20 protein-coding genes are annotated in these 24,420 nt (G+C 69.1%); 9 read left to right on the top strand and 11 right to left on the bottom strand.

Translation table 11 applies throughout. From position 1 onward, the window contains the following. Positions 1-189: 189 nt before the first annotated feature. The gene (locus C556_RS0117700; protein ID WP_018749586.1) at positions 190-1,104 is read right to left on the bottom strand and encodes a LysR family transcriptional regulator; all 915 of its coding nucleotides are present in this window, start codon (positions 1,102-1,104) and stop codon (positions 190-192) included. Between the two features lie 107 nt (positions 1,105-1,211). Between C556_RS0117700 and C556_RS0117695 the strand changes: the two genes are divergently transcribed. Further along, complete coding sequence (locus C556_RS0117695) at positions 1,212-1,901, top strand: carbonic anhydrase family protein (RefSeq protein ID WP_018749585.1); 690 nt, start codon at positions 1,212-1,214, stop codon at positions 1,899-1,901. Positions 1,902-2,134: 233 nt separating this feature from the next. Here the strand turns inward: C556_RS0117695 and C556_RS24215 are convergent, their stop codons facing one another. After that, a complete protein-coding gene (locus C556_RS24215; RefSeq protein ID WP_018749584.1) occupies positions 2,135-3,466 on the bottom strand; it encodes a carbohydrate-binding protein in 1,332 nt (443 codons plus the stop codon). 490 nt (positions 3,467-3,956) lie between these two features. On the opposite strand from C556_RS24215, the gene C556_RS0117685 reads away from it, so the two are divergent. Beyond that, entirely contained in the window at positions 3,957-4,772 is an 816-nt protein-coding gene (locus C556_RS0117685; protein ID WP_018749583.1) for a hypothetical protein, read from the top strand. Between the two features lie 40 nt (positions 4,773-4,812). Here the strand turns inward: C556_RS0117685 and C556_RS0117680 are convergent, their stop codons facing one another. Beyond that, positions 4,813-5,151 carry a hypothetical protein gene (locus tag C556_RS0117680; protein ID WP_018749582.1) on the bottom strand — a complete coding sequence of 113 codons (339 nt, stop codon included), beginning with the start codon at positions 5,149-5,151 and terminating at the stop codon, positions 4,813-4,815. Positions 5,152-5,553: 402 nt separating this feature from the next. On the opposite strand from C556_RS0117680, the gene C556_RS0117675 reads away from it, so the two are divergent. From C556_RS0117675 to C556_RS0117660, 4 genes are all read left to right on the top strand, one after another. Beyond that, positions 5,554-6,129: a hypothetical protein gene (locus tag C556_RS0117675; RefSeq protein ID WP_026263189.1), complete on the top strand. Its 576-nt coding sequence runs from the start codon at positions 5,554-5,556 to the stop codon at positions 6,127-6,129. Between the two features lie 68 nt (positions 6,130-6,197). Next, positions 6,198-8,825: a PD-(D/E)XK nuclease family protein gene (locus tag C556_RS0117670; RefSeq protein ID WP_018749580.1), complete on the top strand. Its 2,628-nt coding sequence runs from the start codon at positions 6,198-6,200 to the stop codon at positions 8,823-8,825. Continuing rightward, positions 8,822-12,121 carry a UvrD-helicase domain-containing protein gene (locus tag C556_RS0117665; RefSeq protein ID WP_018749579.1) on the top strand — a complete coding sequence of 1,100 codons (3,300 nt, stop codon included), beginning with the start codon at positions 8,822-8,824 and terminating at the stop codon, positions 12,119-12,121. Before C556_RS0117670 ends, C556_RS0117665 begins: the two co-directional genes overlap by 4 nt. A 38-nt stretch (positions 12,122-12,159) precedes the next feature. Beyond that, the gene (locus C556_RS0117660) at positions 12,160-12,408 is read left to right on the top strand and encodes a hypothetical protein (RefSeq protein ID WP_018749578.1); all 249 of its coding nucleotides are present in this window, start codon (positions 12,160-12,162) and stop codon (positions 12,406-12,408) included. A 117-nt stretch (positions 12,409-12,525) separates the two neighbouring features. Here the strand turns inward: C556_RS0117660 and C556_RS0117655 are convergent, their stop codons facing one another. The 3 genes from C556_RS0117655 to C556_RS0117645 form a co-directional block, all read right to left on the bottom strand. Further along, the gene (locus C556_RS0117655; RefSeq protein WP_018749577.1) at positions 12,526-13,110 is read right to left on the bottom strand and encodes a DUF1415 domain-containing protein; all 585 of its coding nucleotides are present in this window, start codon (positions 13,108-13,110) and stop codon (positions 12,526-12,528) included. A 63-nt stretch (positions 13,111-13,173) separates the two neighbouring features. Continuing rightward, complete coding sequence (locus C556_RS0117650; protein WP_018749576.1) at positions 13,174-14,136, bottom strand: hypothetical protein; 963 nt, start codon at positions 14,134-14,136, stop codon at positions 13,174-13,176. A gap of 16 nt (positions 14,137-14,152) precedes the next feature. Further along, positions 14,153-14,749 carry an IMPACT family protein gene (locus tag C556_RS0117645; RefSeq protein WP_018749575.1) on the bottom strand — a complete coding sequence of 199 codons (597 nt, stop codon included), beginning with the start codon at positions 14,747-14,749 and terminating at the stop codon, positions 14,153-14,155. A 131-nt stretch (positions 14,750-14,880) separates the two neighbouring features. Between C556_RS0117645 and C556_RS0117640 the strand changes: the two genes are divergently transcribed. Together C556_RS0117640 and C556_RS0117635 are read left to right on the top strand one after the other, a co-directional pair. Then, the gene (locus C556_RS0117640; protein WP_018749574.1) at positions 14,881-15,369 is read left to right on the top strand and encodes a GyrI-like domain-containing protein; all 489 of its coding nucleotides are present in this window, start codon (positions 14,881-14,883) and stop codon (positions 15,367-15,369) included. 131 nt (positions 15,370-15,500) lie between these two features. Beyond that, a complete protein-coding gene (locus C556_RS0117635; RefSeq protein ID WP_018749573.1) occupies positions 15,501-15,713 on the top strand; it encodes a YMGG-like glycine zipper-containing protein in 213 nt (70 codons plus the stop codon). 107 nt (positions 15,714-15,820) lie between these two features. On the opposite strand, the gene dbpA is transcribed toward C556_RS0117635, so the two are convergent. The 4 genes from dbpA to ettA form a co-directional block, all read right to left on the bottom strand. Continuing rightward, positions 15,821-17,197 carry an ATP-dependent RNA helicase DbpA gene (gene dbpA, locus C556_RS0117630; RefSeq protein ID WP_018749572.1) on the bottom strand — a complete coding sequence of 459 codons (1,377 nt, stop codon included), beginning with the start codon at positions 17,195-17,197 and terminating at the stop codon, positions 15,821-15,823. A gap of 248 nt (positions 17,198-17,445) precedes the next feature. Then, on the bottom strand, positions 17,446-18,411 hold the full coding sequence (locus C556_RS21930) for a Gfo/Idh/MocA family protein (RefSeq protein ID WP_018749571.1): 966 nt from the start codon (positions 18,409-18,411) through the stop codon (positions 17,446-17,448). 2 nt (positions 18,412-18,413) lie between these two features. Then, a complete protein-coding gene (locus C556_RS21040; RefSeq protein WP_018749570.1) occupies positions 18,414-19,340 on the bottom strand; it encodes a Gfo/Idh/MocA family oxidoreductase in 927 nt (308 codons plus the stop codon). A 370-nt stretch (positions 19,341-19,710) separates the two neighbouring features. Next, complete coding sequence (gene ettA / locus C556_RS0117615) at positions 19,711-21,378, bottom strand: energy-dependent translational throttle protein EttA (RefSeq protein ID WP_018749569.1); 1,668 nt, start codon at positions 21,376-21,378, stop codon at positions 19,711-19,713. Positions 21,379-21,653: 275 nt separating this feature from the next. Between ettA and C556_RS0117610 the strand changes: the two genes are divergently transcribed. Then, entirely contained in the window at positions 21,654-22,367 is a 714-nt protein-coding gene (locus tag C556_RS0117610) for an autoinducer binding domain-containing protein (protein WP_018749568.1), read from the top strand. Positions 22,368-22,508: 141 nt separating this feature from the next. On the opposite strand, the gene thrS is transcribed toward C556_RS0117610, so the two are convergent. After that, positions 22,509-24,419, bottom strand: a complete 1,911-nt coding sequence (thrS, locus tag C556_RS0117605) for a threonine--tRNA ligase (RefSeq protein ID WP_026263187.1) — start codon at positions 24,417-24,419, stop codon at positions 22,509-22,511. Between the last annotated feature and the right edge of the window lies 1 nt (position 24,420).

Here is a 24,420-nt window from a genome sequence, read left to right as displayed (position 1 = left end):
TTTTCATCCATATTTCCAGAATATTGGAAATATTGGGTCGCATGCAACCCCGGCGATGCGGATACAGGGGTGAGGGGTGTGGGGTGAGGGGTGAGGGGTGAGGGGTGAGGGGTGAGGGGTGAGGGGTGAGGGGTGGGCAATGATTGGTCCGCAATTCGGCCAAAGCGGCTTTCCGGCTGGCCTCGCCGCCTATAACGCCGACTCGCGCCGCTCGCTCCATTCCAACGCGGTCCGTTCGAGATGTTCGAGAAAAACCGCCGCCACCGGAGAAAGCCTTTTGCCGCGCGGATAAAGCGTGAACCACCGCGATTGGAGTGGAAAGCCGTCCACATCGAGAATGGTCAGTTGATCGTCCGCCGGGCGCGCGGGCAGCGCATGACGCGATACCACGGCAAGACCGAGGCCCCCGGCGACAGCCTGCTTGATCGCCTCGTTGCTGCCCAATTCCAGCCTGACCTGCGGAACGAAGCCAGCGCCCGAGAAAAACGCGTCGCATGCCAGGCGTGTGCCGGAACCGCGCTCCCGCAGGATGAAGCGTTCGGCCGAGAGGTCGGCGATTTGCAGGCGGCGCCCCTTCAGCGGGTGTCCGTCGGAGGCGATCAGGACCAGTGGATTGGGCAGGAACGCGTGCTGTTCCAGGTCCAGGTTCGGCGGCGGCATCGACATGATGTACAGGTCGTCACGGTTTTCGCGCAGGCGCGCGACCACCCCGTCGCGATTCAGGATTTCGAGTGAAATCTCGATGTTGGGGTGTTCCGTACAAAAACTGCCCAGCAGGCGCGGGACGAAGTACTTCGCCGTGCTCACCAGCGCGACGCGCAAACGCCCCTGTTCCAGCCCCTTCATGGCATTCAGGGTCTGCTCGAATGCGAGCCACTCGTCGAGCATCGCCCGTGCCGTTCCGGCCAGCGCCTCGCCGGCCGCGGTCAGGAAAAGCCGTTTGCCGATCTGCTCGTAAAGCGGCAGACCGGCGGCCTCGGTCAGCTCGCGCAGCTGCATCGAGACGGTCGGCTGCGTCACATGACAGGCCTCCGCGGCGGCAGTGACGCTACCGCGCTCGGCCAGCGCCAGAAAGAGGCGCAACTGGCGAAAGGTGGCATTCATAGATATTCATCGATCAATATCATCGTGAATATCGATTATTGCTTATTTTTCAACGTCAGTAGTATTCCGACCCAGCGCCATCGCTGGAAAGCTGGATAAGACTCCCCATGAAAACGCACACCTCCGAAACCCAGGCCACCGTCACGCCGGCACTCGCCCTGCAGTTCCTCAAGGAGGGCAACGCGCGCTTCGTCAACAACCTGCGCGCGAGCCGCGACCTGTTGCAGCAGGCCAATGAAACGCGCGATGGCCAATGGCCGTTCGCCACCATCGTCAGCTGCATCGACAGCCGTACCTCGGCCGAGCTCATCTTCGATCAGGGCCTGGGGGATATCTTCTCCGTGCGCATCGCCGGCAGCGTGATCAACACCGACATCCTGGGCAGCCTCGAATTCGCCTGCAACGTGGCCGGGTCGCGGCTCATCGTGGTGCTCGGGCACTCCTCGTGCGGCGCCATCAAAGGCGCCTGCGACCACGTGGAACTCGGGAACCTGACCGAACTGCTGTCGAAGATCCAGCCGGCCGTGTACCAGGAAAGCCAGACGCTGGAACCGGCAAAGCGCAATTCGAAGAACCCTGTGTTCGTCGAGAACGTCGCCGACCTGAACGTCCGCCATTCGGTGCGCTCGATCATCAACCGCAGCTACATCCTCGAGCACATGGTCGCCGCCGGCACGATCGGCATCATCGGCGCCAAACACGACCTGGCCACCGGCGAAGTCACCTTCTTCGACGACACCTGGTTGAACGACAAGGCATCCGTTCAGGCAATGGCCGGGGTCGGAGACAATCTTTAAGCTTGATCGGCATGAATCGCCCCAGGTTTTCCAGACCGTGTCGTGCTTCATGAAGGACTGCCGTTCATAGGCCATCGGCGACAGCCGCCCGGCATGACCATGTCGCCGCATCGAGGCCAATCCGCGCCATCTCCCAGCGGTGCCGTGTCCCCGGTGCCGCAGCAAAAAAACGGCGCCGAGGAAGCGCCGTGAAGAGGTGGAGAATCAACCCGGAGTCGCGCCCCGGAGCGCGGCTAGATCGGTTGCCACAGCACCGGCACGATCACCGGCGTCCAGCCGCCGCCCACGGGCGGGGTGTGCGCGATCAGCGCGCGGTACTGGCGGCCCTGGTAGCTGACGCATGCGCCCACCGCATAGGCCGTGCCTTCGGTCCAGGCCGGGCAGTTGCCGACCGGCGTGGGCGTCGGCCCCGGGGTGGGGGTGATCACCGGAGTCGGCGTGGGCGTGACCACCGGCGTCGGGGTGGGCGTCGGCTGCGGGGTCGGCGTGGCGCCGGCGCAGGTGCCCAGGTTCTTCCACACGCCGTACTGGTCGGACAACGTGGGGTTCTCGCCCTGCGTCCACCACTTGGCCTCGTAGTTCACGCCGTTGTAGGTGACGCGCTGGCCGCCGGTGTAGATGGCGCTGGCCGACCATGCTTGGTAGCAACTGCCGGGCGTGGGGGTCGGCGTCGGCTGCTGCGTCGGCGTGGGCGTCGGCACGGTGGTGGGGGTCGGCGTGGGTTGCGGCGTCGGTGTCGGTCCAGGCGTCGGGGTGGGCGAGACGGCGCCGGGCACGTGGGTGAACTCGGTCAGCACCAGCTCGATTTCCTGGTTGTTGGACGGCGCGCGCCCGCCCACCTGCCACAGGTTGATCAGGAAGTACTGCGGCTTCTGCGCGATGCACTGCAACGGATCGCCCGAGCGGCAATAGAACTGAAGGTCGCGGGTATCGGTGTTGGCCGGCGGATTGCGCGGGTCGAACGTCCAGTTCATGAATTCGTCGCGGGTCTGGTTCACATCGACGAAGCCCTGCATCGACTGCCACACCACCTTGTCCGACTGCCAGTTGAAGCGGTGGGTGGAACGATCGCTGGTCAGCGTGAAATCGATGCCGCGCCAGCTGCGGTTGGCGCCGTTCACCGCCGGCCACACCGTGTAGTTGCCCAGCAGCGCGAAATCGTTGCCCCAGCGCGAGAACTCGATGTCGATCTCGTTGGTGGAGTCGCCGCCCACATCGGCCGGCGGATAGGTGTAGAAGCCGAACACCGCGTTCTTGTCCAGCAGATCGGGCCGGCCCAGCATCTTGAACTGGTAGGTGCCGAAGCCCAGCCGCTCCAGGTTGGCCAGCTGGATCTCCGCCGACGACCACACGCCGTCGCGGTTGGCGATCTTCAGGTGCAGATAGCCCTGTTCGTCCACCCAGGCATTGCGGTCGTCCCAGTTGTTGGGGCCGGGCCCGCCGCCGCCGGAGCGCACTTCCCACTGGTGGCCGGACCAGCTGATGGTCTTGCCGGCCACTGGCGCGCCGATCAACAACAGCGCCAGCGGCAGCGCCGCCAGCATCCCGATACGTTGCTTGTTCATGCCATTCCTCCAATCGAGCCGGTCCCCGTGCCTGGCGGCCGGCGTTGCTATGGACGGCTTCACCGCGAAACCGTCGCGCCACGCAGGCAATCGCATGCCTGGCGCAGCCTGGGCAAAACGCTAATCCAACGCTCCACGCGGTTGAATGTCGCGAACCGATGAGAAGGTTTGTCCGAATCGCGCATCGACGGCCAAGGTCGGCATGTCAGCTTTTCGAGCGGGATGTCAGGAACGGCGCAGGCCGCAATGCAGCTGGCGTGAAGACGGGTCGAAGTACGCTGCGCGGTTTGTTTGGACCGCGCGCAACACCGCATTCGAGCAGCCGACCGTTGGGCGAAAGGCGGAAATCGGGTGATAAGCGGGAGGAAATACTGATCGTGGCATTGGCTGGAGGGCTGGTCAGCTGAAAGTCATCGAATCGCCAACTTTGTCTATGACTTTGGCATAGACTGCCTGCTCGGAACCGACCGAGCCCACCCAGGAGCCACCCATGCCGACCACCTTGTCCGGCGCGCAGCTTGCTGCGCTTGCCAATGTCCACCGCACCCGCATCGTCGCCAACGCCGGGGTTTACGACGCCGCCTGCTGGAACTGGGCGCTGTACGGCATCCGTGCCGACGGCCCCAATCCGCGCGATCTCTACGGTTTCGTCAGCGATTGGCGCAGCAGCGGTTTCAACGCCCAGCAGTTGGCGGAAGCCCGCGACGGATGTTGGGAGCGGTGCCGCGCGTGGCCGTATTTCGCCGGTGGCTCGGTGGAACAACAGGCCCAGCGCCGTGGCGAACTGGTGGCGATCCGCGATTTCCTGGATGGCGACCGCAACACCCGACGCCCGCAAGCCCGCAAGCGCGTGTTCGACCTGGCATTGCGGGTGGCGGGGCTGACGGTTTCGGCGGCCCAGACGCCTTACCGCATCATTGCCCGCGCCGACCATGACAACGACGTAATCGACGACCACTGGTGGATCGAGCTGAACGCCACGCATACCGTCGAGACCATCCCCGGCGTGCCGCTGTTGCTGGAGGAAGAAGCCCACGTGGCCTTGCAGGAAGCCTCGTTGCGGCTGGACAACGACCAGCGGCCCATCGACGTGGCCATTCCCCGCTTCCAGACGGCGTATTTGCAGGAACTGACCAACGAGCACATCGCGCTGATCGCGCAACTGCTCGCCGCCGCTGATTTTCCCAACGTACCGGGCAGCGGCACGCCCGGCCTGGGCGTGTTCCAGGCCAGGGACCGTGCCACGCCGACCGAAGGCAAGGCCGCGCTGCATACCGCGTGGGAAGAGAACCGGATGCCGGCCTGAGTCGTGCGGGGTGGTGGCCGACCCGCCGCCCGAAGCGGCGTCAGCGCCCCGGCGTCAACAGCGAATCCGCCTCCGACACATAGGCCTTGCGCGTCTCCTTGTCGTACACGCACAGCTCGCGTCCCGGCCGGTTCTTCATGTGCCGCTGCGGATAGCGCCCCGCGATCACCACCGCCGTCACCCCCGCGCGGTCGTCGAACTCGATCACATTGCCGCCGGCCTGCGCGTTCTTCAGGTTGCTGGCGCGCACGCACGCCTGCACCACCGCGCGCTGCGAATCGCTCCACGCATCCGGCGTCGAGGCCGTGGCCGGCGGCACCCATGGCAGCGCCACGCAGTTCAGGGCCAGGAGGAAAGCGGCAGGACGGGGGCGCGACATGATGGGGGTTCCGAGGAAAAAGCAGGGCATCCCGGTTTCTAGCAAACCCGTCGGCGAAGGTGGATGTGCTTTTTACTGAGCGCCGCGGGACGGCTGACTTAGGGCATGTCATCAATGGTTTCGCGGCAGCGCTGGGCCGAAAAAGCGCCAGCCACAAGGCGCGCGACGCGGCCAACTCCCGGCGCGGCATCCCGAACTGCACCGAACGCTGCCGCGACACCATTGATGACACGCCCCACGGCGAATCGGCCTTCGAACGTGGGTACGAAGGAAGTCCTTTTCTTCGGGTCGGTCCGTGGGCCGGTGTCTGCTGTGTCGCACGGCTTGCAGAGAGGAGGGCTATCTGCCGCGCCGCACTTCGCGCGGTCATCCGGCCCACGGACCAACGCATCCCACGTTCGAATGTCGATTCGCCCCGGGGTCGGCTATGCTCCGCGCTTTGGTTTCGATCCTGCCGTCGTGAATGCCACTCTGCTGATCATCGCGTTGACGCCGTCTTTGAATGCCTTGCTCGCCAAGGTGCTGCAACGCTGGTTTCCCGCGAGGGGATATACCGGCTGCGGCTACTTCTGGGATGACCGGGCCCTGCGTCGCAACCGGGTGATCGACCAGTGCTGCTCCGTGATCCTGATCTATTGCCTGTTGGCCGCCAGCGCCGTGGTGCTGGTGGCCCTGAAGCGGCACGGGCCATTGCACTGGATGGTTGCAACCGTTCCATTGGCAACGGCTTGGCTGGCGGCGGCATGCTTTGCCCGCGTGGCAGCCAGGCTGGCGAATGGCTGGCACGGCCACGCGCAGTTCGTGGCGTATTGCGAGATGGAGAGCGGCTATCGCACCAAGGCCCTGGCGCCGCTGGGCTGGCTGTTCTGGGGGCTGGGCGTGCTGGGGGCCTATCTCGACCACACCGCGCTGTATCTGGCCATGCTCGACATCGTCGATTACCTCGGCGTGGTGCTCGCCAGCCTGCGGTCGCTGTAACCCAGGGGCGCCGGCATCCGGCCGATGCCAACTGTTATCATCCCGCCATCCCCCGCCCGCTGTTTCCGATGCCCCTGTCCCACCTGCCTTCGCTCACCCTGACCGCCCTTGCCGCGCAACCGGCCGAGGGCCTGGTGGTGGCCAGCGTCAACAACCGGATGGCGCGGCGACTGGCCGGCGAACTGGCGCGACGGCTGGCGCCGGCTGGCGCGGTGGCGGTGCTGCCGGAGGTGCTGCCGCTGTCGGCGTGGCTCGACGCGTTGCTGGAAAGCGCGGCCTTCCTGCCGGACGCCACCTTGCCGGCGCAGCGGCTGGACGATTTCGCATCGCGGCTGGTGTGGGCCGAGGTGATCGGCGCCGCCGAGCGCGAGCGGCCCTTGCTCGACGAGCGCCGGCTGGCCGCGCTGGCGCAGCAGGCCGACGCGCTGGCCGGCGAATGGCGATTGCGACTGGAGCAGCCCGACGCCACCGAGGAGACCGGGCGCTTCCTGGCGTGGCGCCGCGCCTACCGCAAGCAATTGCGCAAGCTGGACGCCGACGACGCGCCGCAGCGCGCCGAACAGGTGCTGGCGCTGGTGGAGGCGGGTCGGCTGACATTGCCGCGCCAGCTGGTGCTGGCCGGATTCCGCGATCTGTCGCCGCGCCAGGCGGCGCTGCTGGCCGCGTTGCAGGCGCAGGGCGTGGCGGTGGCGCTGCTCGACGACGCGGTGCCGGACGATTTCCTGCCGACGCCGCGGCGCTTCGTCGCCGCCGACCTCCAGGCCGAGTGGCGCGCCGCCGCCGCCTGGGCCGCACAGCGGCTGGCCGAAGCGCCGGACGGCCGCTTCGCCATCCTGGCGCCGCAACTGGAAGGCAGCGCGCCGTTCGCGCGCCGGGTACTGCACCATCAACTGGGCGACGCCGGGCGTTTCAACGTATCGGTGGCGCGGCCGCTGGCGGAATGGCCGGCGGCGCGCGCCGCGCTGGCGTGGCTGTCGGTGTTGGCCGCGCGCGCGCCGTATCGTCCGGCCGACCTGGGCAAGGCGCTGCTGGCCGGCCACTGCGTTGGCGACGTGGCCGAGGCCGGCGAGCGCGCCCGGCTCGACGCGCGCTGGCGCTGGCGTGGCGTGATGGCGCTGTCGCAGGGCGACTGGCTGCGCGAGCTGTTCGCCTGCCCGCGCCTGTCCAACGCCTGGGGGCCGGCGCAGGCGGCGCTCGCCGGGCGCGGCGCGCGCTGCGACGTGTGGGCGCAGCGCTTCGCCAATGCGCTCACCGAGCTGGGTTTCCCCGGCGAAGGCGGTTTGGACAGCGCCGCGTTCCAGGTGGTCGAGGCATTCAGCGCGCTGCTGGCGCGCTTCGCCGGATTGGCCGCCGCGGCCGGGCCGCTGGACGCCGCTGGCGCGGTGCAGGGACTGGCGCGGCTGGCGCAGGACACCCCGTTCCAGCCCGAACGCGCCCACGGCGCGCGGCTGGACGTGCTGGGCCTGCTGGAGGCCGAGGGCGGGCGTTGGGACGGCGTGTGGCTGCTGGGGCTGAGCGACGACGTGCTGCCGGCGCCGGCGCGGCCCAACCCGCTGTTGCCGCTGTCCGCGCTGAAGCAGGCGGGCGCGCCGCGCGCCACCCCCGAGCGCGAGCTGGACTACGCCCGCGACCTGTTCGCCGCATTGCTGCATTGCGCGCCGCAGGTGATGGTCAGCCATGCCGAACGCGACGGCGAGCGCGAACTGCGCGCCTCGCCGCTGATCGCCGCCCTGCCCGAAACCGACTGGCGCCCGCCGCAGCCCGCCACGGCCATGCCGTTGCGGCTGGCGCAACTGGACGATCACGCCGGGCCGCCGCTGGACGAGCGCCAGCACGTGGCCGGCGGCACCCAGATCCTGGAAGCGCAGGCCAAGAACCCGCTGTGGGCGTTCGCCCGTTTCCGCCTGGGCGCCCAGCAGTTGCCGGCGCACGCCGAGCAGGTGGCGGCGCCGGTGCGCGGCCGCTTCCTGCACTGCGCGATGGAGATCCTGTGGCGCGCGCTGGGCGATCAGGCCACGCTGCTGGCCGAGCGCGACGCCGGCCGCCTGCCGGCGCGCATCGCCGAGGCAGTGGCGCAGGCGGCGGCGCAGACCCTGGACGAACTGCCGCGCGCGGTATGCGCGCTGGAGGCCGCACGCGCCGAGGGCGTGCTCGGCGAATGGCTGGTGCTGGAGGCGGCGCGCCTGCCGTTCGCCGTCACCGAGCTGGAGTCGCCGCACACCTGGCGCCACGGCCCGCTCAGCCTCAAGCTGCGGCTGGACCGGCTGGACACCCTGGCCGACGGCGGCCGCGTCATCGTCGACTACAAGACCGGCAACGCGCTCGACACCGCCGGCTGGGCGCGCGAGCGGCCGATCAACCTGCAACTGCCGCTGTACGCCGCCGTGCTCGGGCAGGACGTGGACGGCCTGATGCTGGCGCGGCTGAACGCCCGCGAAGTGGCGGCCAAGGGCATCGCCGCCGCCGACCTCGGCGTGCCCGGCGTGCAGACGCCGGACCAGCTCAAGGACAACGACCCGCTGGCCGGCATGGCGTGGCCCGACCTGCTGGCGCGCTGGCGCGGCGCCATCGAGGCGCTGGCCGACGAATTCGCCGGCGGCCAGGCGGCCAACGTCACCCTGGTGCCGGCCGACCTCGACTACTGCGACGTGCTGCCGTTCCTGCGGGTGATGCTGGACCGCGAGGAGGACGCATGAGCGAGCGCGCGCCGTCCGACTTCGCCGCGCGCCAGGCCGCGCTCGACCCGACCCGCTCCTTCCTGGTGCAGGCGCCGGCCGGCTCGGGCAAGACCGAGCTGCTGACCGACCGCATCCTCGCGCTGCTGCCCACGGTGCAGCGCCCCGAGGAGATCGTCGCCATCACCTTCACCCGCAAGGCCGCCGCCGAAATGCACGCCCGGGTGATGCAGAAGCTGGCCGCCGCCCTCGGCCCCGAACCCGAACAGGGCAACCGCCGCCAGAGCTGGCGACTGGCGCGCGCCGCGCTGGCCCGCGACGCCGAGCTGGGCTGGCACCTGCTGGAGCACCCCGGCCGGCTGGCGATCCAGACCATCGATTCGTTCTGCGCCGGGCTGGTGCGGCGCATGCCGTACCTGTCGCAACTGGGCGGCATGCCCGCCACCGTGGACGACGCCCGGCCGCATTACGCCCTGGCGGCGCGCGACACCCTGGCGCTGGCCGACCACGCGGTGTTCGGCCCCGCGGTGACCGCGCTGCTGGCGCACCTGGACGTCAACCTCGCCCGCACCGAGGAACTGCTGGCCGGCATGCTCGCCAGTCGCGACCAGTGGCTGGCACTGCTGCACGGCGCCGACCGCGCCGAGCTGGAAGCCAATCTGGACGCCGTGGTGCGCGACGAACTGCGCGCGCTGGCCGACGCCATGCCCATCGGCTGGCAGCACGAACTGCCGCCGCTGGCGCGCGCCGCCGCCGAATGCCTGGCGGCCGAGGGCAACGCACTGCTGGAGCCGCTGCGCGCGTGGCACGACCCGCTGCCCGCCAGCCCCGACGCCCTGCCGCAGTGGCGCGCGCTGGCCGAACTGCTGCTGACCGCCAGCGGCGGCCTGCGCAAGCAACTGACCAAGAACATCGGCTTTCCCGCCCAGTGTGCGCACAAGGCGCCGATGGCCGAATGGCTGGCGCGCCACCTGCCGGACGCCGAATGGATCGCCCGCCTGGCCGGCGTGGCCGACCTGCCGCCGGTGCGCTACAGCGACGCGCAATGGCGCATCCTGGACGCGCTGCTGCAAACGCTGCGGCTGGCCGCCGCCCAGCTGACCCTGGTGTTCGGCACCGCCGGCGAAGTCGATTTCATCGAGATCGCCCTGCGCGCCATCGACGCCCTGGGCCAGGCCGACGATCCCAGCGAACTGCTGCTGCGGCTGGACGCGCGCATCCGCCACCTGCTGATCGACGAATTCCAGGACACCAGCCAGCCGCAGATCGAACTGCTGGCGCGGCTGACCGCTGGCTGGGGGCAGCAGTCCGCCAGCGGCGGCGACGGCCGCACCCTGTTCCTGGTGGGCGACCCGATGCAGTCGATCTACCGCTTCCGCAAGGCCGAGGTCGGCCTGTTCCTGGCCGCGCGCGACCGCGGCATCGGCGAGATCGCCCCGGATTTCCTGGCCCTGCGCGACAACTTCCGCTCGCAGGCCGGCGTGGTGGATTGGGTCAACCGCACCTTCGTCCGCCTGTTCCCCGAGCGCGACGACGGCGAGCGCAGCGCCATCGCCTACGCGGTATCCACCGCCTTCAACGCCGCGCTGGACGGCCCGGCGGTGGCGTTCCACCCGGCGTGGCGCAGCGAAGGCGCGCTGCCGGCCGAGCGCGAAGAGGACATCGTGCTGCGGCTGGTGCGCCAGGCACAGGCCGACGGCGAGCGCAGCATCGCCGTGCTGGTGCGGGCGCGTGGCCATGCCCACGCCATCGCCCGGCGGCTGGCCGCCTCCGGCATCGCCCACCGCGCCATCGACCTCACCCCGCTGGCGCAGCGCCCGGTGGTGGCCGATCTGGTGCAACTGGCGCGTGCGCTGGCGCATCCGGGCGACCGGCTGGCGTGGCTGTGCGTGCTGCGCGCGCCGTGGTGCGGCCTGACGCTGAACAGCCTGGCCGCGCTGTTCGGCCACGACCACGACACCCCGATCCCGGCCTTGCTGGCGCACGCACCGCGCTGGCCCGCGCTGGACGACGACGAACGCGCGCGCGCCGAACGCGCCGCCGCCATCCTGCTCGATCCGGCCAACGACGCCGGCACGCTGCCGTTCGCCGCCTGGGTGGAACAAGTGTGGCGGCGCCTGGGTGGCGACGGCATCTACGCCGACCCGCGCGACGCCGCCGACGCCGAGGCGCTGTTCCGGCTGCTGGAAACGCTGTCGCCCTACGGTGCGCCGGACCCGGCCGAGCTGGATCAGGCGCTGGCCCGGCTGTACGCCGCGCCCGACCCGGCCGCCGACGGGGTCGAGATCATGACCATGCACAAGAGCAAGGGCCTGCAATTCGACACCGTCATCCTGCCCGGCCTGCATCGCAAGGGCGCCGCCGACAGCACGCCGCTGGTGCGCTTCGAGCCGCTGCGCGCGCCGCACGGCGTGCGCCTGCTGATGGGCCCGATCAAGCGGCTGGCCGAAAAGGACGCCGACCCGGTGTCGCGCTACCTGGGCCTGCGCGAAGCGCGGCGCGGTGGCTACGAAACCGACCGCCTGCTGTACGTGGCCGCCACCCGCGCCCGGCACCGGCTGCACCTGGTGGGCGAGGTGTCGGTGACCGACGACGGCAAAGTGAAGAAACCGCAATCGAGCAGCCTGCTCGGCCGGCTGTGGCCGCTGCTGGACGAGCCGGTGCCGCCGGCCGACCCGGCGCGCGGGGTGGGCGAGGGCGGCGGCGCGCTGCTCGGCCCGCCGCTGGCGCGCGCCGCGCTGGCCGACCTGCCGCCGGCCGGCCTCCCGGCAGCGGCGCCCGCCGTGTTCGGCCGCATCGACTGGGTGCAGCGCCGCCAGGAAGCACAGGCTGGCACCGTGGCCCACGCCTGGCTGGAACGCATCGGCCGCGACGGCCTGACCGGCTGGGATGCCGAGCGGCTGCGCGCCGCGTTGCCGGCCATCGAACGCCAGTTGAGCCGCGCCGGCATGGCGCAGGCCGACCTGCCCGCGGGGGCGCGCACCGTGCTCGACACCCTGATCGCCACCCTGGCGGACGAGCGCGGGCGCTGGCTGCTGACCCAGTCGGCGCAACGCGAATGGCGGCTGGGCGACGGCGACGGCCTGCTGCGCGTGGTCGATCTGGCGCTGCGCACCGCCGACGGCTGGCTGGTGGTCGACTACAAGACCACCGCGCCGTACCCCGACGAGCCGCGCGACGCCTTCGCCGAACGCATGCTGGCGCGCTACCGTGAACAATTGCAGGACTACATGGCGTCGGTCGCCGCGCTGAGCGGCCTGCCGGCGCGCGGCGCGCTCTACATCCCGCGCGCCGGGCTGTGGCTGGAGCTGGACTGACGCGCGGCGCGCACCGCCGCCACATCGCGGAGAAGACCATGGAAGACAAGGAATTCGACGAACTGGCCGGGCGCATCGAAGGCGTGGCCAAGATGGTGCTCCACCTCGTTGTCGCACTGGAGGACGCGGGCCACATCAACGGCCCGCAATACGCCGACGGCCTGCGCAGAGCGATCCAGCCCGATGACAAAAGCCCGTCGCACCTGGCCATCGCCCAGCGCACGGTGATCGAACTGGCCGACGCGCTGGACGAGGCGCGGGCGCGGCGGCGGGGGACGGCGCACTAGAGCGGCTGACAAAACCCTCCTGGCGGCGTCGCGCGGGGGCGCCGAGCTGAAACTTGCCGTACTACACGTACTGTCTGCGTTTCGCGCTTCTTGCCAGGACCGCTGCGCTGGGTTTTGTCAGCCGCTCTCAGGTGCCTCGCCGGGCTGTTCCGGCGCCTCCCACTGGCGCGCCAGCGCCGCCCAGCCGTCGTGGCCCATCCGGTGCAGCAGATCGATGTTGCGCTGGTAGATCGCGGCAGGGTCGGGGAAGGCGGCGGCCGCGCGGGCGATGCTGGCTTCGCGCAGCAGGTGCAGCGTGGGGTAGGGCGCGCGGTTGGTGCAGTTGCCGAGGTCGTCGGCGTCGCTGCCCTCGAACACGTAGCGCGGGTGGAAGTGCGCCAGTTGCAGCGTGCCTTCCAGGCCGGCGTCGGCCAGCACGCCTTCGGCGGCGGCGATCAGGTCGACGAAGGTGTCGAAGTCGTCGAACAGCGCGGGGTGGATCAGCAGCGTGGTATCGAGCTCGGCGGGATCGGCGTCGGCCAGCCGGCGCAGCTCGGCCTCCAGCTCGTCGAGGAAGGCGTCCAGGTGGCGGGCGTGGCTGACCGCGTAGCGCACCTGCTGCTTGACGTATACCGCCTTGGCGAACGGGCACAGGTTCAGTCCGATCACTGCGTGTTCCAGCCATTGCCGGGTGCGTTCGATCACCGTCGGGTCGTCGTGCATGGTCGGGCCTGTGCGGGTGGAAGGGCGGCTGTGTGGTCGTTCGGGAAGGCGCGGGCGATCCGCCTAGAACGACGGCACCGGGTTGCTGCCGGAAAACGGCAGGTAACTGTCGCCCCGGTAGCGGTAGATCATGCGCTGGGTGGCGCGACGGGTGCTGGACACGGCCCACACCAGCGGCGCCGAGGCGTCTTCGGGCTGGGCGGTGTAGTCCTCCTTCAGGCTGACGAAGTCCAGCACCAGGTCGCCGGGGGTGTCGTGGCCCGGCACGATCTGCCAACTGCCGGTGACTTCGTAGCAGGCGTGCCGTTCTTCTTCCTCGGGCAGCCGCTCGGTGGTGCCCGGTTCGCGCGCCAGGATGGCGTCGCAATCGGCCGGCGGCGGCACCGAACCGGAATTGAGCGCGGAAAGGGCGATCGGCTCGCCCAGCAACGGGCGCACCCGGTGCTCGCCCAGCTCGTACAGCGCCAGCCAGCCGCCGCATTCGCCTTGCCAGCAACTGCTGTATTCCACCGACAGCGCATAGCGTCCGGCGGCCAGCTTGACCACGTCGGTGCTGCCGACCTCGCCGAAGAAGCCGGCCCGTCCGGCGTCGTCCTGGCGACCGTCGGCCAGCCAGCGCTCGCCGTCGCGGCGCAGCCAGTAGGCGCCCAGCACCCCCGGCGTGTCGTGGCCGGCGGCCGCCTCGCCGTGCTCGTCCACCTCGGTGGCGGCGGTGACCAGCACCGCGCGCTGGTCCGACAGCCGCACCACCTGCACCGGCGACACGTCGAACCGCCCCTCGGCACCTTCCAGGTGCAGGGTCTGCACCCGTTGGCCATCGCGCGAGCCCCAGCCGGGGAAGAACAGCGGCATCACGGTATTGCGCTCCAGACTGGGAGCGGACGGCGTGCGCGGACCGCAGGCGGTCAGGACGAGCAACAGGGGGACGAGCAACAGCTGGCGGAACGGCATGCGGACAACGGGGAAGGGATCGAGCCCGCCATGATAGGGCGAGTCGGCGCGCTTGCCCATGTGCGGTCGCAGCATCCGGCAAGGCGGGCGCTCAGGCATCCGGCGGGGCCAGCCAGCGCAGCGCGCCATGGCAGGCATCGCCGGCCGTGGCCCGGAAGGCGGCCGCCTCGTCGGCGGGCAGGGTGACGACCAGTGTCACCGCCCTGGCGTGGCCGACCTCGTCCAGCCGGGCGCCGGCCTGCTGGATCAGCCGCCGCAGCGTGCCTTCCAGCGCGTAGGGCACTTCGGCCACCAGGGTGACACTGGCACGGATGGCGATCTTCTCCGCCTTCAGCAGCGCCTGGGCCACCGCGTCGGTATAGGCGCGCACCAGCCCGCCCGCTCCCAGCTTCACCCCGCCGTAGTAACGCACCACGATGGCCACCACGCCGTCCAGATCCTGATGGCGCAGCACGTCCAGCATCGGCCGCCCCGCGGTGCCGCCCGGCTCGCCGTCGTCCACCGCCGCCGAATGGCCGCCGGCCAGCAGGGCCCAGCACACGTGGGCGGCATCCGGATGGCGGGCGCGCAGCGCCTCGACCAGCGCCTGCGCGGCGGGCCGGTCGGCCACCGGCGCGACCAGGCCGAGGAAGACGCTTTTCTTGAGATCCAGCCGGCTTTCCACCGGCGCGGCAAGGGTATGGGGCATGGGGTGGGGATTGTCCTGACGCCGGCCCGACGGGGCAAGCGGGCACCGTGACGGCTCGGCGCGGTCGAAGCCGGGATGGCGGCGATCGTGCCGCCACACTACGCTGTAGCACCTTTGCCACTGGAACCGCCATGAACGTCGAAATCCGCACCCGCCCGGCCACCCCACTGGTCGGCATCGCCCTGAAGACCTCCCTGCGCGAGGAGCGCAACCTGCGGGAGATCCCGGCGTTCTGGCGCCGACTGAGCCAGGACGGTGCGCTGTTCCGGCTGGCGGCGGGCGCACCGATCTACGGCGCAGTGATCGAGTTCGATGCGCGCAGCCGCGATTTCACCTATCTGGCCGGCTTCGAGCAGCCGGCGGCGCAGCCGCTGCCGCAGGGCATGCAGCAGAGCGAGCTGCCCGCAGGCCGCTACGCGGTGCTGACCACCACCCCCACCCCGCCCGAGAACTGCGGCGTCGAGATCGCCGCCGGCTGGCTCCACCTGCACCGCACCTGGCTGCCGGCCTCCGGCTACCTGCGCGGCACCGGCCCGGAATTCGAGCGCTACGACGAGCGCTTCCACCCGCAACGGGCGCTGGTGGAGCTGGAGTTGTGGTTGCCGTTGGGGGAGGAGTGACCGGGGCGCGGTGTCGGCGAAGTCCCACGTGATTTCAGGACTGACTGCCGCAACCCCGGCGCGGCGTGTGTCTCCAACCCGATGATGCGTCCCAGGCTGCGGGCGCCATCCCATCGACAAGGAGGCACATCATGCATCAGACATTGACCAAGGCACTGGCCGCCACGCTGTTGTTGGCGGCGCTGGGCGGCTGTTCCAGCATGGACAAGCAGACCCGCAACACGGCGGCCGGCGCGGCCATCGGCGGCGCGGCGGGCGCCATCCTCACCAACGGCTCGGCCGTCGGCACCGTCGGTGGCGCCGCCGTGGGCGGCGTGATCGGGCACGAGACGACGAAGGATTGACGGCGGGTGAGGGTGCGGTGTGAGGTGTGAGGGGTGAGGCGTGAGGGGTAACGGCAAAAGCAACTGCCACGACCGTGGTTTGCCTTTGCACTTCACCCCTCACCTTCCTATTCCACCCAGCGCATCTTCACCTGCCGCCCCTTGATGTTGGTGCGGGACAGGCGCTGGAAGGCGGCGTCGGCGACGGTGCGGTCGATGGCGACGTAGCTTTGGAAGTCGAACACGCTGATCTTGCCGACCTGGGCGCCGGCCAGGCCGCCGTCGCCGGTCAGCGCGCCGAGGATGTCGCCGGGGCGCAGTTTGTCCTTTTTGCCGGACGCCAGGTTCAGGGTGCGCATCGGCGGCAGCAACGGCGCGGGATCGTCGTCGGTGAGCGTGTCGCGCTCGAACCAGCGCACCGGCCCGCCCTGGTATTCCTCGATCAGCTTCACCCAGCGCTTGTCGCCGGGGCTGGCCAGGCTGATCGCCATCCCCTTGTCGCTGCCGCGCCCGGTGCGGCCGATGCGGTGCACGTGCACTTCGGTATCGCGCGACACGTCCACGTTGATCACCATGTCCAGCGTCTGGATGTCCAGCCCGCGCGCGGCCACGTCGGTGGCCACCAGCACGGTGACGCTGCGGTTGGCGAAGCGCACCAGCGTTTCGTCGCGGTCGCGCTGATCCAGTTCGCCGTAGAGCGCCAGCGCGGAAAAGCCCGCTTCCTGCAATTGGGCCACCAGTTCGCGGCAATGGATCTTGGTGTTGCAGAACGCCAGCGCCGAGGTGGGGCGATAGTGGCGCAGCACTTCGGCCACGGCGGCGTTGCGGTCCTCGTTGGTCACTTCGTAGAAGCGCTGCTCGATGCGGCTGGCCGCGTGCTGGCTTTCCACCTTGATCTCCAGCGGATCGCGCAGGAACGGCGCGGCGATGCGGCGGATGCTGTCCGGGTAGGTGGCGGAGAACAGCAGCGTCTGGCGGCGCGCCGGACAGGCCTCGACGATGCGGCCGATGTCGTCGACGAAGCCCATGTCCACCATGCGGTCGGCCTCGTCCAGCACCAGGGTGTTGATGCCGGAAAGGTCGAGCGTGCGGCGGTACAGGTGATCCTGGATGCGGCCGGGCGTGCCGACCACGATGTGCGCACCGTGCTCCAGCGAGCCGATCTGCGGCCCCATCGGCACCCCGCCGCACAGCGTCAGCACCTTGACGTTGTCCAGATGCCGCGCCAGCCGGCGCAACTCGTTGGCCACCTGGTCCGCCAGTTCGCGGGTGGGGCACAGCACCAGCGCCTGCACGCCGAAATAGCGCGGATTCAGCTTGTGCAACAGCCCGATGCCGAAGGCGGCGGTCTTGCCGCTGCCGGTCTTGGCCTGGGCGATGAGGTCGCGCCCGGCCAACACGGCGGGCAGCCCGGCCGCCTGGATCGCGGTCATCTCCTGGTAGCCCAGGCTGGCAAGGTTGGCGAGGAAAGGCGCGGGCAGGGCCAGCGAGGAAAAAGCGTGCATGGTGGCCGCCGAAAACTGGAAAGGCGCTCAGTCTAGCAGCGATGGGGCATAGCGAGGCCAAACCCCAAATCTCGAAACACAGAGAACACAGAGAACACAGAGTTTCACAGAGAAAGGCGAAAGGAATCGTGGGCCAGAATCGCTGGCCACAAAAGGGGACGCTCCCGATTTCAGGTTTTCTCCGTGTGACTCTGTGCTCTCTGTGTCCTCTGTGTTTCAAGATTTAGGGTTTCAACCCCGACAACCACCTACCACCCCGCCGCGCGATACGCCGCTTCGATCAGGGCGACGGTGCGGGCGGCGTCTTCGCCGGTGATGGGGGGCGGGGTGCCGGCCTGCAGGCTGTCCAGCCAGGCGTTCAGCTCCAGCGCGTAGGGGTCGGCGTCGCCGAAGCCCAGGTCGGCGACGGTCAGGCCGGCGCTGGAGGCCACTTGCACCCGCGCCGGGTCGAACGCCTGGTCGCTGGTGAGCGTGGCGTATTCGAAGCGCAGCTGGAAGCCGTGCTCGTTGCGCGGGAAGCCGGTGCCGCCCAGGTAATGCACGCCGGTGCCGCCGGGGAACACCAGCTGCAACGCCACGCTGTCCTCCAGCTGGTGCGCCGACGATGGCTGGCGGGTGATCTGCGCCTGGATGGCGGTCGGCTCGCCCAGCATGGCGCGCAGCCAGTCCAGCTCGTGCGCGGCCACTTCGTAGAGATAGCCGCCGCTGACGGCGCGCTGGCCTTTCCACGGCGAGATGTCGAGGAAGTCGTGCTCCAGCCGCCACAGCGACAGGTGCAGCGCGCGCCCCAGCCTGCCGGCGCGGTAGGCGGCGGCGATGGCGCGGTACGGCTCGAAGTAGCGCAGCACGTGGCCGACCATCAGGTTGACGCCGGCCTCGCGCACCGCGGCGTTGATCGTCTGGCAGGCGCGCTCGCCCAGCGCCATCGGCTTTTCCAGGAACACCGGCTTGCCGGCGCGCGCGGCGGCGATGGCGTGCTGCATGTGCAGCGCGGGCGGGGTGGCGATCAGCACCGCGTCCACCTCGGGATGGGCCAGCAGCGCGGCGGTGTCGGGGCAGGCGGTGGCGCCATGCCCGGCGGCCAGCGCGTCGGCGCGGGCGGCATCGCTGTCGGTGGCGGCCACCAGTCGCAGCCGCCCGGTGGCGATGGCGGCCTTGGCCAGGAAGGCGCCGAACTGGCCGCAGCCGATCAGGCCGAAACGAAGCGGGTTCATGGTCAGGCTCCTTGGGAATCGATCTCGACGGGGCCGCCCTGGCGCGCGGCGCGCAAGGCGGCGTAGTGGGCGGCGGTCTGCTCCAGCAGCAAGGCGCGCGGCAGCGGTTCGGCGCCGCTGGCGAAGAAGTCGCGCATCGCGGCGAACATCAAGCCATAGCCCACGTCGAATTCCAGATCCTGCGAGATGCCCAGGCTGCCGTAGAGCTTGAGGGTGAAGCCGTACCAGTCGCTGCCCGGCCCGACCAGCGCCAGCACGCCGCGCGCGGGGCCGACGGCGGCGTCGGCGCGGTATGCCACGCTGACGATGGCCGGGCCGCTGAGGCGGTGCGGATCGCCGTCGATGCACGGCAGGTCGGCATGCAGCACGCGGGCGAGGCCGCTGCCCAGCGTGCCGGCCAGACAGGCGAACAGGTGCGGCAGATACCAGTCGGCGGTGTCGGTGGGGCCGGTGACGCTGAAGAAGCGCAGTTCGCCCAGCTCGGCCAGCACGGTGCGGATGCGTTCGGCGGCGTGGGTATGCAACAGCGCCGACGCCGAATACACCCGCGCGTCGTGGGCGTCGGCCAGCGCCAGGATCTCCCGCGCGTCGGGCAGGCTGCCGGCCAGCGGGCGGTTGAGGAACACCCGGCGCCCGGCCAATAGGTGGGGGCGGGCCAGTTCCAGGTAGCGGCCGGCGTCCAGCGCCGTGATCAGCACCCCGTCGCAGCCGTCGGCCACGGCCTCGGGCGTGGCGGCCACCTCGGCGCCGACCTGGGCCGCCAGTTGCGCGGCCACGGCGGGGTCGTCGTCCCACAACCGCGCGGCCACCAGGCCGTGCTCCGGCTCGCGTTGCCATTGCTCGGCCCACATCCGGCCATGGGTGAACGGCGCGCAGCCGACGATGCCCAGCCGCAGCGCAGCGTGGGTGGAAACGGTCTGGGAAGTCATGACACGGCCCCTGCGAAGCGATACCCGAAGATACGCTTGCCGGCTCGGCGGCGTCGATGGGAGGGGCGGGCAGGCTGTAAGGAAGGCAGCGCAGGCAAAGATGGGAAGGGAGAAGAGGGAAGAGCAACCCCTGAACCCCAAATCTTGAACCACAGAGAACACGGAGAACACAGAGAAAAACGGGAGAAAGACAAAACCTTAAGGTTTGCTCTGTCTTGAGGTTTTCTCTGTGAAACTCTGTGTTCTCTGTGCTCTCTGTGGTTCAAGATTTAGGGTTCAGGTTTTACCCTTCTCCCTTCTCCCTTCTCCCTTCTCCCTTCTCCCTTCCTCCTTCCCCCTTCCCGGCGCAAAGCGCTGAACGCGCCCGCGCTCAGCGCGTAATCGGCTTGTAGCGGATGCGCTTGGGCTTGGCGCCTTCCTCGCCCAGGCGTTTCTTCTTGTCGGCTTCGTATTCCTGGTAGTTGCCGTCGAAGAAGGTCCACTGGCTGTCGCCTTCGGCGGCGAGGATGTGGGTGGCGATCCGGTCGAGGAACCAGCGATCGTGCGAGATCACGAACACGGTGCCGGCGAATTCCAGCAGGGCGTCTTCCAGCGCGCGCAGGGTTTCCACGTCCAGGTCGTTGGACGGCTCGTCCAGCAGCAGCACGTTGCCGCCCTTGAGCAGGGTCTTGGCCAGGTGCAGGCGGCCGCGTTCGCCGCCGGACAGCATGCCCACCTTCTTCTGCTGGTCGCCGCCCTTGAAGTTGAAGCGGCCCAGGTAGGCGCGGCTGCTCATCTCGAACTTGCCGACGGTGATGTTCTCCAGCCCGCCCGATACGTCCTCGAACACGGTCTTGTCGCCTTCCAGCCCTTCGCGGCTCTGTTCGACGAAGGCCATCTGCACCGTGCTGCCGATCTCCACCTCGCCCGAATCGGGCTGCTCCTTGCCGGCGATCATCTTGAACAGCGTCGATTTACCGGCGCCGTTGGGGCCGATGATGCCGACGATGGCGCCGGCCGGCGCGGCGAAGCTCAGGTTGTCGATCAAGAGGCGGTCGCCGAAGCCCTTGGAGACGCCCTTGAACTCGATCACCTTGTCGCCCAGGCGCTCGGCCACGGGGATGAAGATCTCCTGGGTTTCGTTGCGCTTCTGGTGCTCGAAGCTGGACAACTCCTCGAAGCGGGCGATCCGCGCCTTGCTCTTGGCCTGGCGGCCCTTGGGGTTCTGGCGCACCCATTCCAGTTCCTTGTTCAGCGCCTTCTGCCGCGCCGATTCGGTGGCTTCTTCCTGCTTCAGCCGCGCTTCCTTCTGCTCCAGCCAGCTGCTGTAGTTGCCCTTCCAGGGGATGCCATGGCCGCGGTCCAGTTCCAGGATCCATTCGGCGGCGTTGTCGAGGAAGTAGCGATCGTGGGTCACGGCGACCACGGTGCCGGGGAAGCGCACCAGGAACTGCTCCAGCCATTCCACCGATTCGGCGTCCAGGTGGTTGGTCGGCTCGTCCAGCAGCAGCATGTCGGGCTTGGACAGCAGCAGCTTGCACAGCGCCACGCGGCGCTTCTCGCCGCCGGAGAGGTTGCCGATCACCGCATCCCACGGCGGCAGGCGCAGCGCGTCGGCGGCCAGTTCCAGTTGCAGCGCGGTGTTGTCGCCGGCGCCGGCGGAGATGATGGCTTCCAGTTGCGCCTGTTCCTCGGCCAGCTTGTCGAAGTCGGCGTCCGGCTCGGCGTAGGCGGCGTAGACCTCCTCCAGGCGTTTCTGCGCGGCCATCACGTCGCCCATGCCGCCTTCCACTTCCTCGCGCACGGTGGCTTCGTTGTTCAGCTTGGGCTCCTGCTCCAGGTAGCCGATCTTCACCCCGGCCAGGTGCTGCACCTCGCCGTCGTATTCCTTGTCCACGCCGGCCATGATGCGCAGCACGGTGGATTTGCCGGCGCCGTTCAGGCCGAGCAGGCCGATCTTGGCGCCGGGGAAGAAGCTGAGGGAAATGTCCTTGATGATCTGGCGCTTGGGGGGAACGATCTTGCTCACGCGGAGCATCGACATCACGTATTGGGCCATGGGAAATCCAGTGGGGGTTGCACGATGGCCGCCAGTTTAATCGAGAGCGCGCGGCTTGGGGCCGCTGCCGGGCGCGACCGGCGGGCGCGGTGTGGCGGGGCATGCGGCCGCCGCGCGGGTGCTCTCCCGCGACGCGGTCCGGCTTCGGTCATCTTTGTTGTCTTTTATTGTCAGTATGAAATTAATTTAACTTATGTTTATGTAATTTTGTAGAAATATATGGGGCCGAAAGTGGTATCATCCGATACCGACATCGCGCGGATGGAAGAGGGCCCATGCACACCTGGCAAGCGGATTTGCTGGATATCGCCGAGCAGGCGACCTCCGAGCAAGTGGTATTCGCCAATGTGAGCGATGCGGCCCGCCAGCTCGGTTTCGAGTTCTGCGCCTATGGCCTGCAACTGCCGTATCCGCTGTCCAGCCCGCGCATCGTGTGGCTCAACAACTATCCGCCAGCCTGGCGCGAGCACTACCTGGCGCAGGGCTACCTGGGGCTGGACCCGACCATCGCCCACGGCCGTCGCTCGCAGCGGCCGCTGCTGTGGGACGACGCGGTGTTCGCCGCCACGCCGCGCCTGTGGCACGAGGCCCGCGCCGCCGGGCTGCGGGTGGGCTGGGCGCAATCCAGCCTGGATGCGCGCGGCGTCGGCGGCATGCTCACCGTGGCGCGCTCGGCCGAACCGCTGGGAGCGCTGGAGCTGGCGGCGCGCGAGCACCGGCTGAAGTGGCTGGCCAGCCTGGCGCACCTGACGCTGTCGCGGGTGGTGGGCGACCGTCTGCGGCTGGAGACCACCGAGGCGCTGACCCCGCGCGAATGCGAGATATTGAAATGGACCGCCGACGGCAAGTCGGCGCTGGAGATCTCGCACATCCTGTCGCTGTCCAAGACCACCATCGATTTCCACATCCGCAACGCCATCGTCAAATTGCAGACCGCCAACAAGACGGCGGCGGTGGTGCGCGCGGCCATGCTGGGGATGCTGATCTAGGGCGAATCGGCCTTCGCCCTTCGCGGCGGGTTGGTCCGTAGGCCGGATGGCTGCCAGGCGCGGACAAAAAAAACGCCGCCGCCCGCGCCACGGGTGTGGCGGCAAGGCAGCGGCGCGGTCGATGGCGGCGTCGGGCGGCGCTCAGCCGATGGCGGTTTCCTCGCGCAGCCGGGCGGCGAACTCGGCCGGGGTCATGGTGCCCAGGTCGTCGCCGGCGCGGCTGCGCACCGTCACCGTGCCGTGTTCCTTCTCGCGGTCGCCGATCACCAGCAGGTAGGGGATGCGCTGCAAGGTGTTCTCGCGGATCTTGTAGCCGATCTTCTCGTTGCGCAGGTCGGATTCGACGCGGAAGCCCTCGCGGGTCAGCGCGGTGCGCACCGCTTCCACGTAGTCGGCCTGGGCGTCGGTCACGTTCATCAGCATCGCCTGCACCGGCGCCAGCCAGGTGGGGAAGTAGCCGGCGTGGTGCTCGATCAGGATGCCGATGAAGCGCTCCAGCGAGCCGACGATGGCCCGGTGCAGCATCACCGGGCTGCGGCGCTGCGAGTGCTCGTCGATGTATTCGGCGCCCAGCCGCTCGGGCATCAGGTAGTCCACCTGCATGGTGCCCACCTGCCACTCGCGGCCGATGGCGTCCTTCAGGTGGTATTCGATCTTGGGGCTGTAGAAGGCGCCTTCGCCCGGCAGTTCCTCCCAGGTCACGCCGCAGGCCGACAGCGCCGAGCGCAGCAGCGCCTCGGCCTTGTCCCAGACCTCGTCGCTGCCCAGCCGCTTGCCGGCCTCGGGCCGCAGCGCGATCTTCACCGCGATGTTGTCGAAGCCGAAATCGGCGTACACCTTCAGCGCCTGGCGGTGGAACGCCTGCACCTCGTCGGCGATCTGTTCCTCGGTGCAGAACACGTGGCCGTCGTCCTGGGTGAAGGCGCGCACCCGCATGATGCCGTGCAGCGCGCCCGACGGCTCGTTGCGGTGGCAGCCGCCGAATTCGCCGTAGCGGATCGGCAGTTCGCGGTAGCTGCGCAGCCCCTGCTTGAAGATCTGGATATGGCCGGGACAGTTCATCGGCTTGAGCGCGTACTGGCGCTTTTCCGATTCGGTGAGGAACATGTTCTCCTGGTAGTTCTGCCAGTGGCCCGAGCGCTGCCACAGCGACACGTCCAGCACCTGCGGCGCTTTCACCTCGCGATAGCCCGAATCGCGATAGACGCGGCGCATGTATTGCTCCACCGCCTGCCACAGCGCCCAGCCCTTGTAGTGCCAGAACACCATGCCCGGCGCTTCCTCCTGCTGGTGGAACAGGTCGAGCAGCTTGGCGATCTTGCGATGGTCGCGTTTTTCGGCTTCTTCCAGTTGCAGCAGGTAGGCCTTCAAATCCTTGTCGTTGAGCCAGGCGGTGCCGTAGATCCGGCTCAGCATGGCGTTGTCCGAATTGCCGCGCCAATAGGCGCCGGCCACCTTCATCAATTTGAAGGCGCGCAATTTGCCGGTATTGGGCACGTGCGGCCCGCGGCACAGATCGGTGAATTCACCCTGGGTGTACAGCGACAACGGCTGGTCGTCGGCGATATCGCGCAGGATTTCCACCTTGTAGTGCTCGCCCAGCCCCTCGAAGAATTGCGCCGCCTGTTCGCGGGTCTTTTCCGAGCGGGTCACCGGCAGCGCTTCCTTGGCGATGCGCGCCATTTCGGCCTCGATCGCCGGCAGGTCCTCGACGGTAAACGGGCGTTCGCCGGCGAAGTCGTAATAGAAGCCGTTGTCGATCACCGGGCCGATGGTCACCTGGGTGCCCGGATACAGCCGCTGCACCGCCTGCGCCAGCAGGTGGGCGGTGGAATGGCGCACCACTTCCAGCGCATCGGGGTGGCGGTCGGTCACGATCTCCACGGTGGCGTCGTGGCGCAGCAGGTGGGCGGTATCCACCAGCTTGCCGTCCACCTTGCCGGCCAGCGCCGCGGCGCCCAATCCCGGCCCGATGGCACAGGCCAGTTCATGCACCGAAATCGGTTCGGCGAATTCGCGTTTGCTGCCATCCGGCAAAGAAATCGTAATCATA

The sequence above is a fragment of the Chitiniphilus shinanonensis DSM 23277 genome (assembly GCF_000374805.1).
In the GTDB taxonomy this organism is placed as follows: domain Bacteria; phylum Pseudomonadota; class Gammaproteobacteria; order Burkholderiales; family Chitinibacteraceae; genus Chitiniphilus; species Chitiniphilus shinanonensis.
The sequence above is the reverse complement of the archived record's forward strand: the minus strand, read 5'-3'. Positions and strand labels throughout refer to the sequence as shown.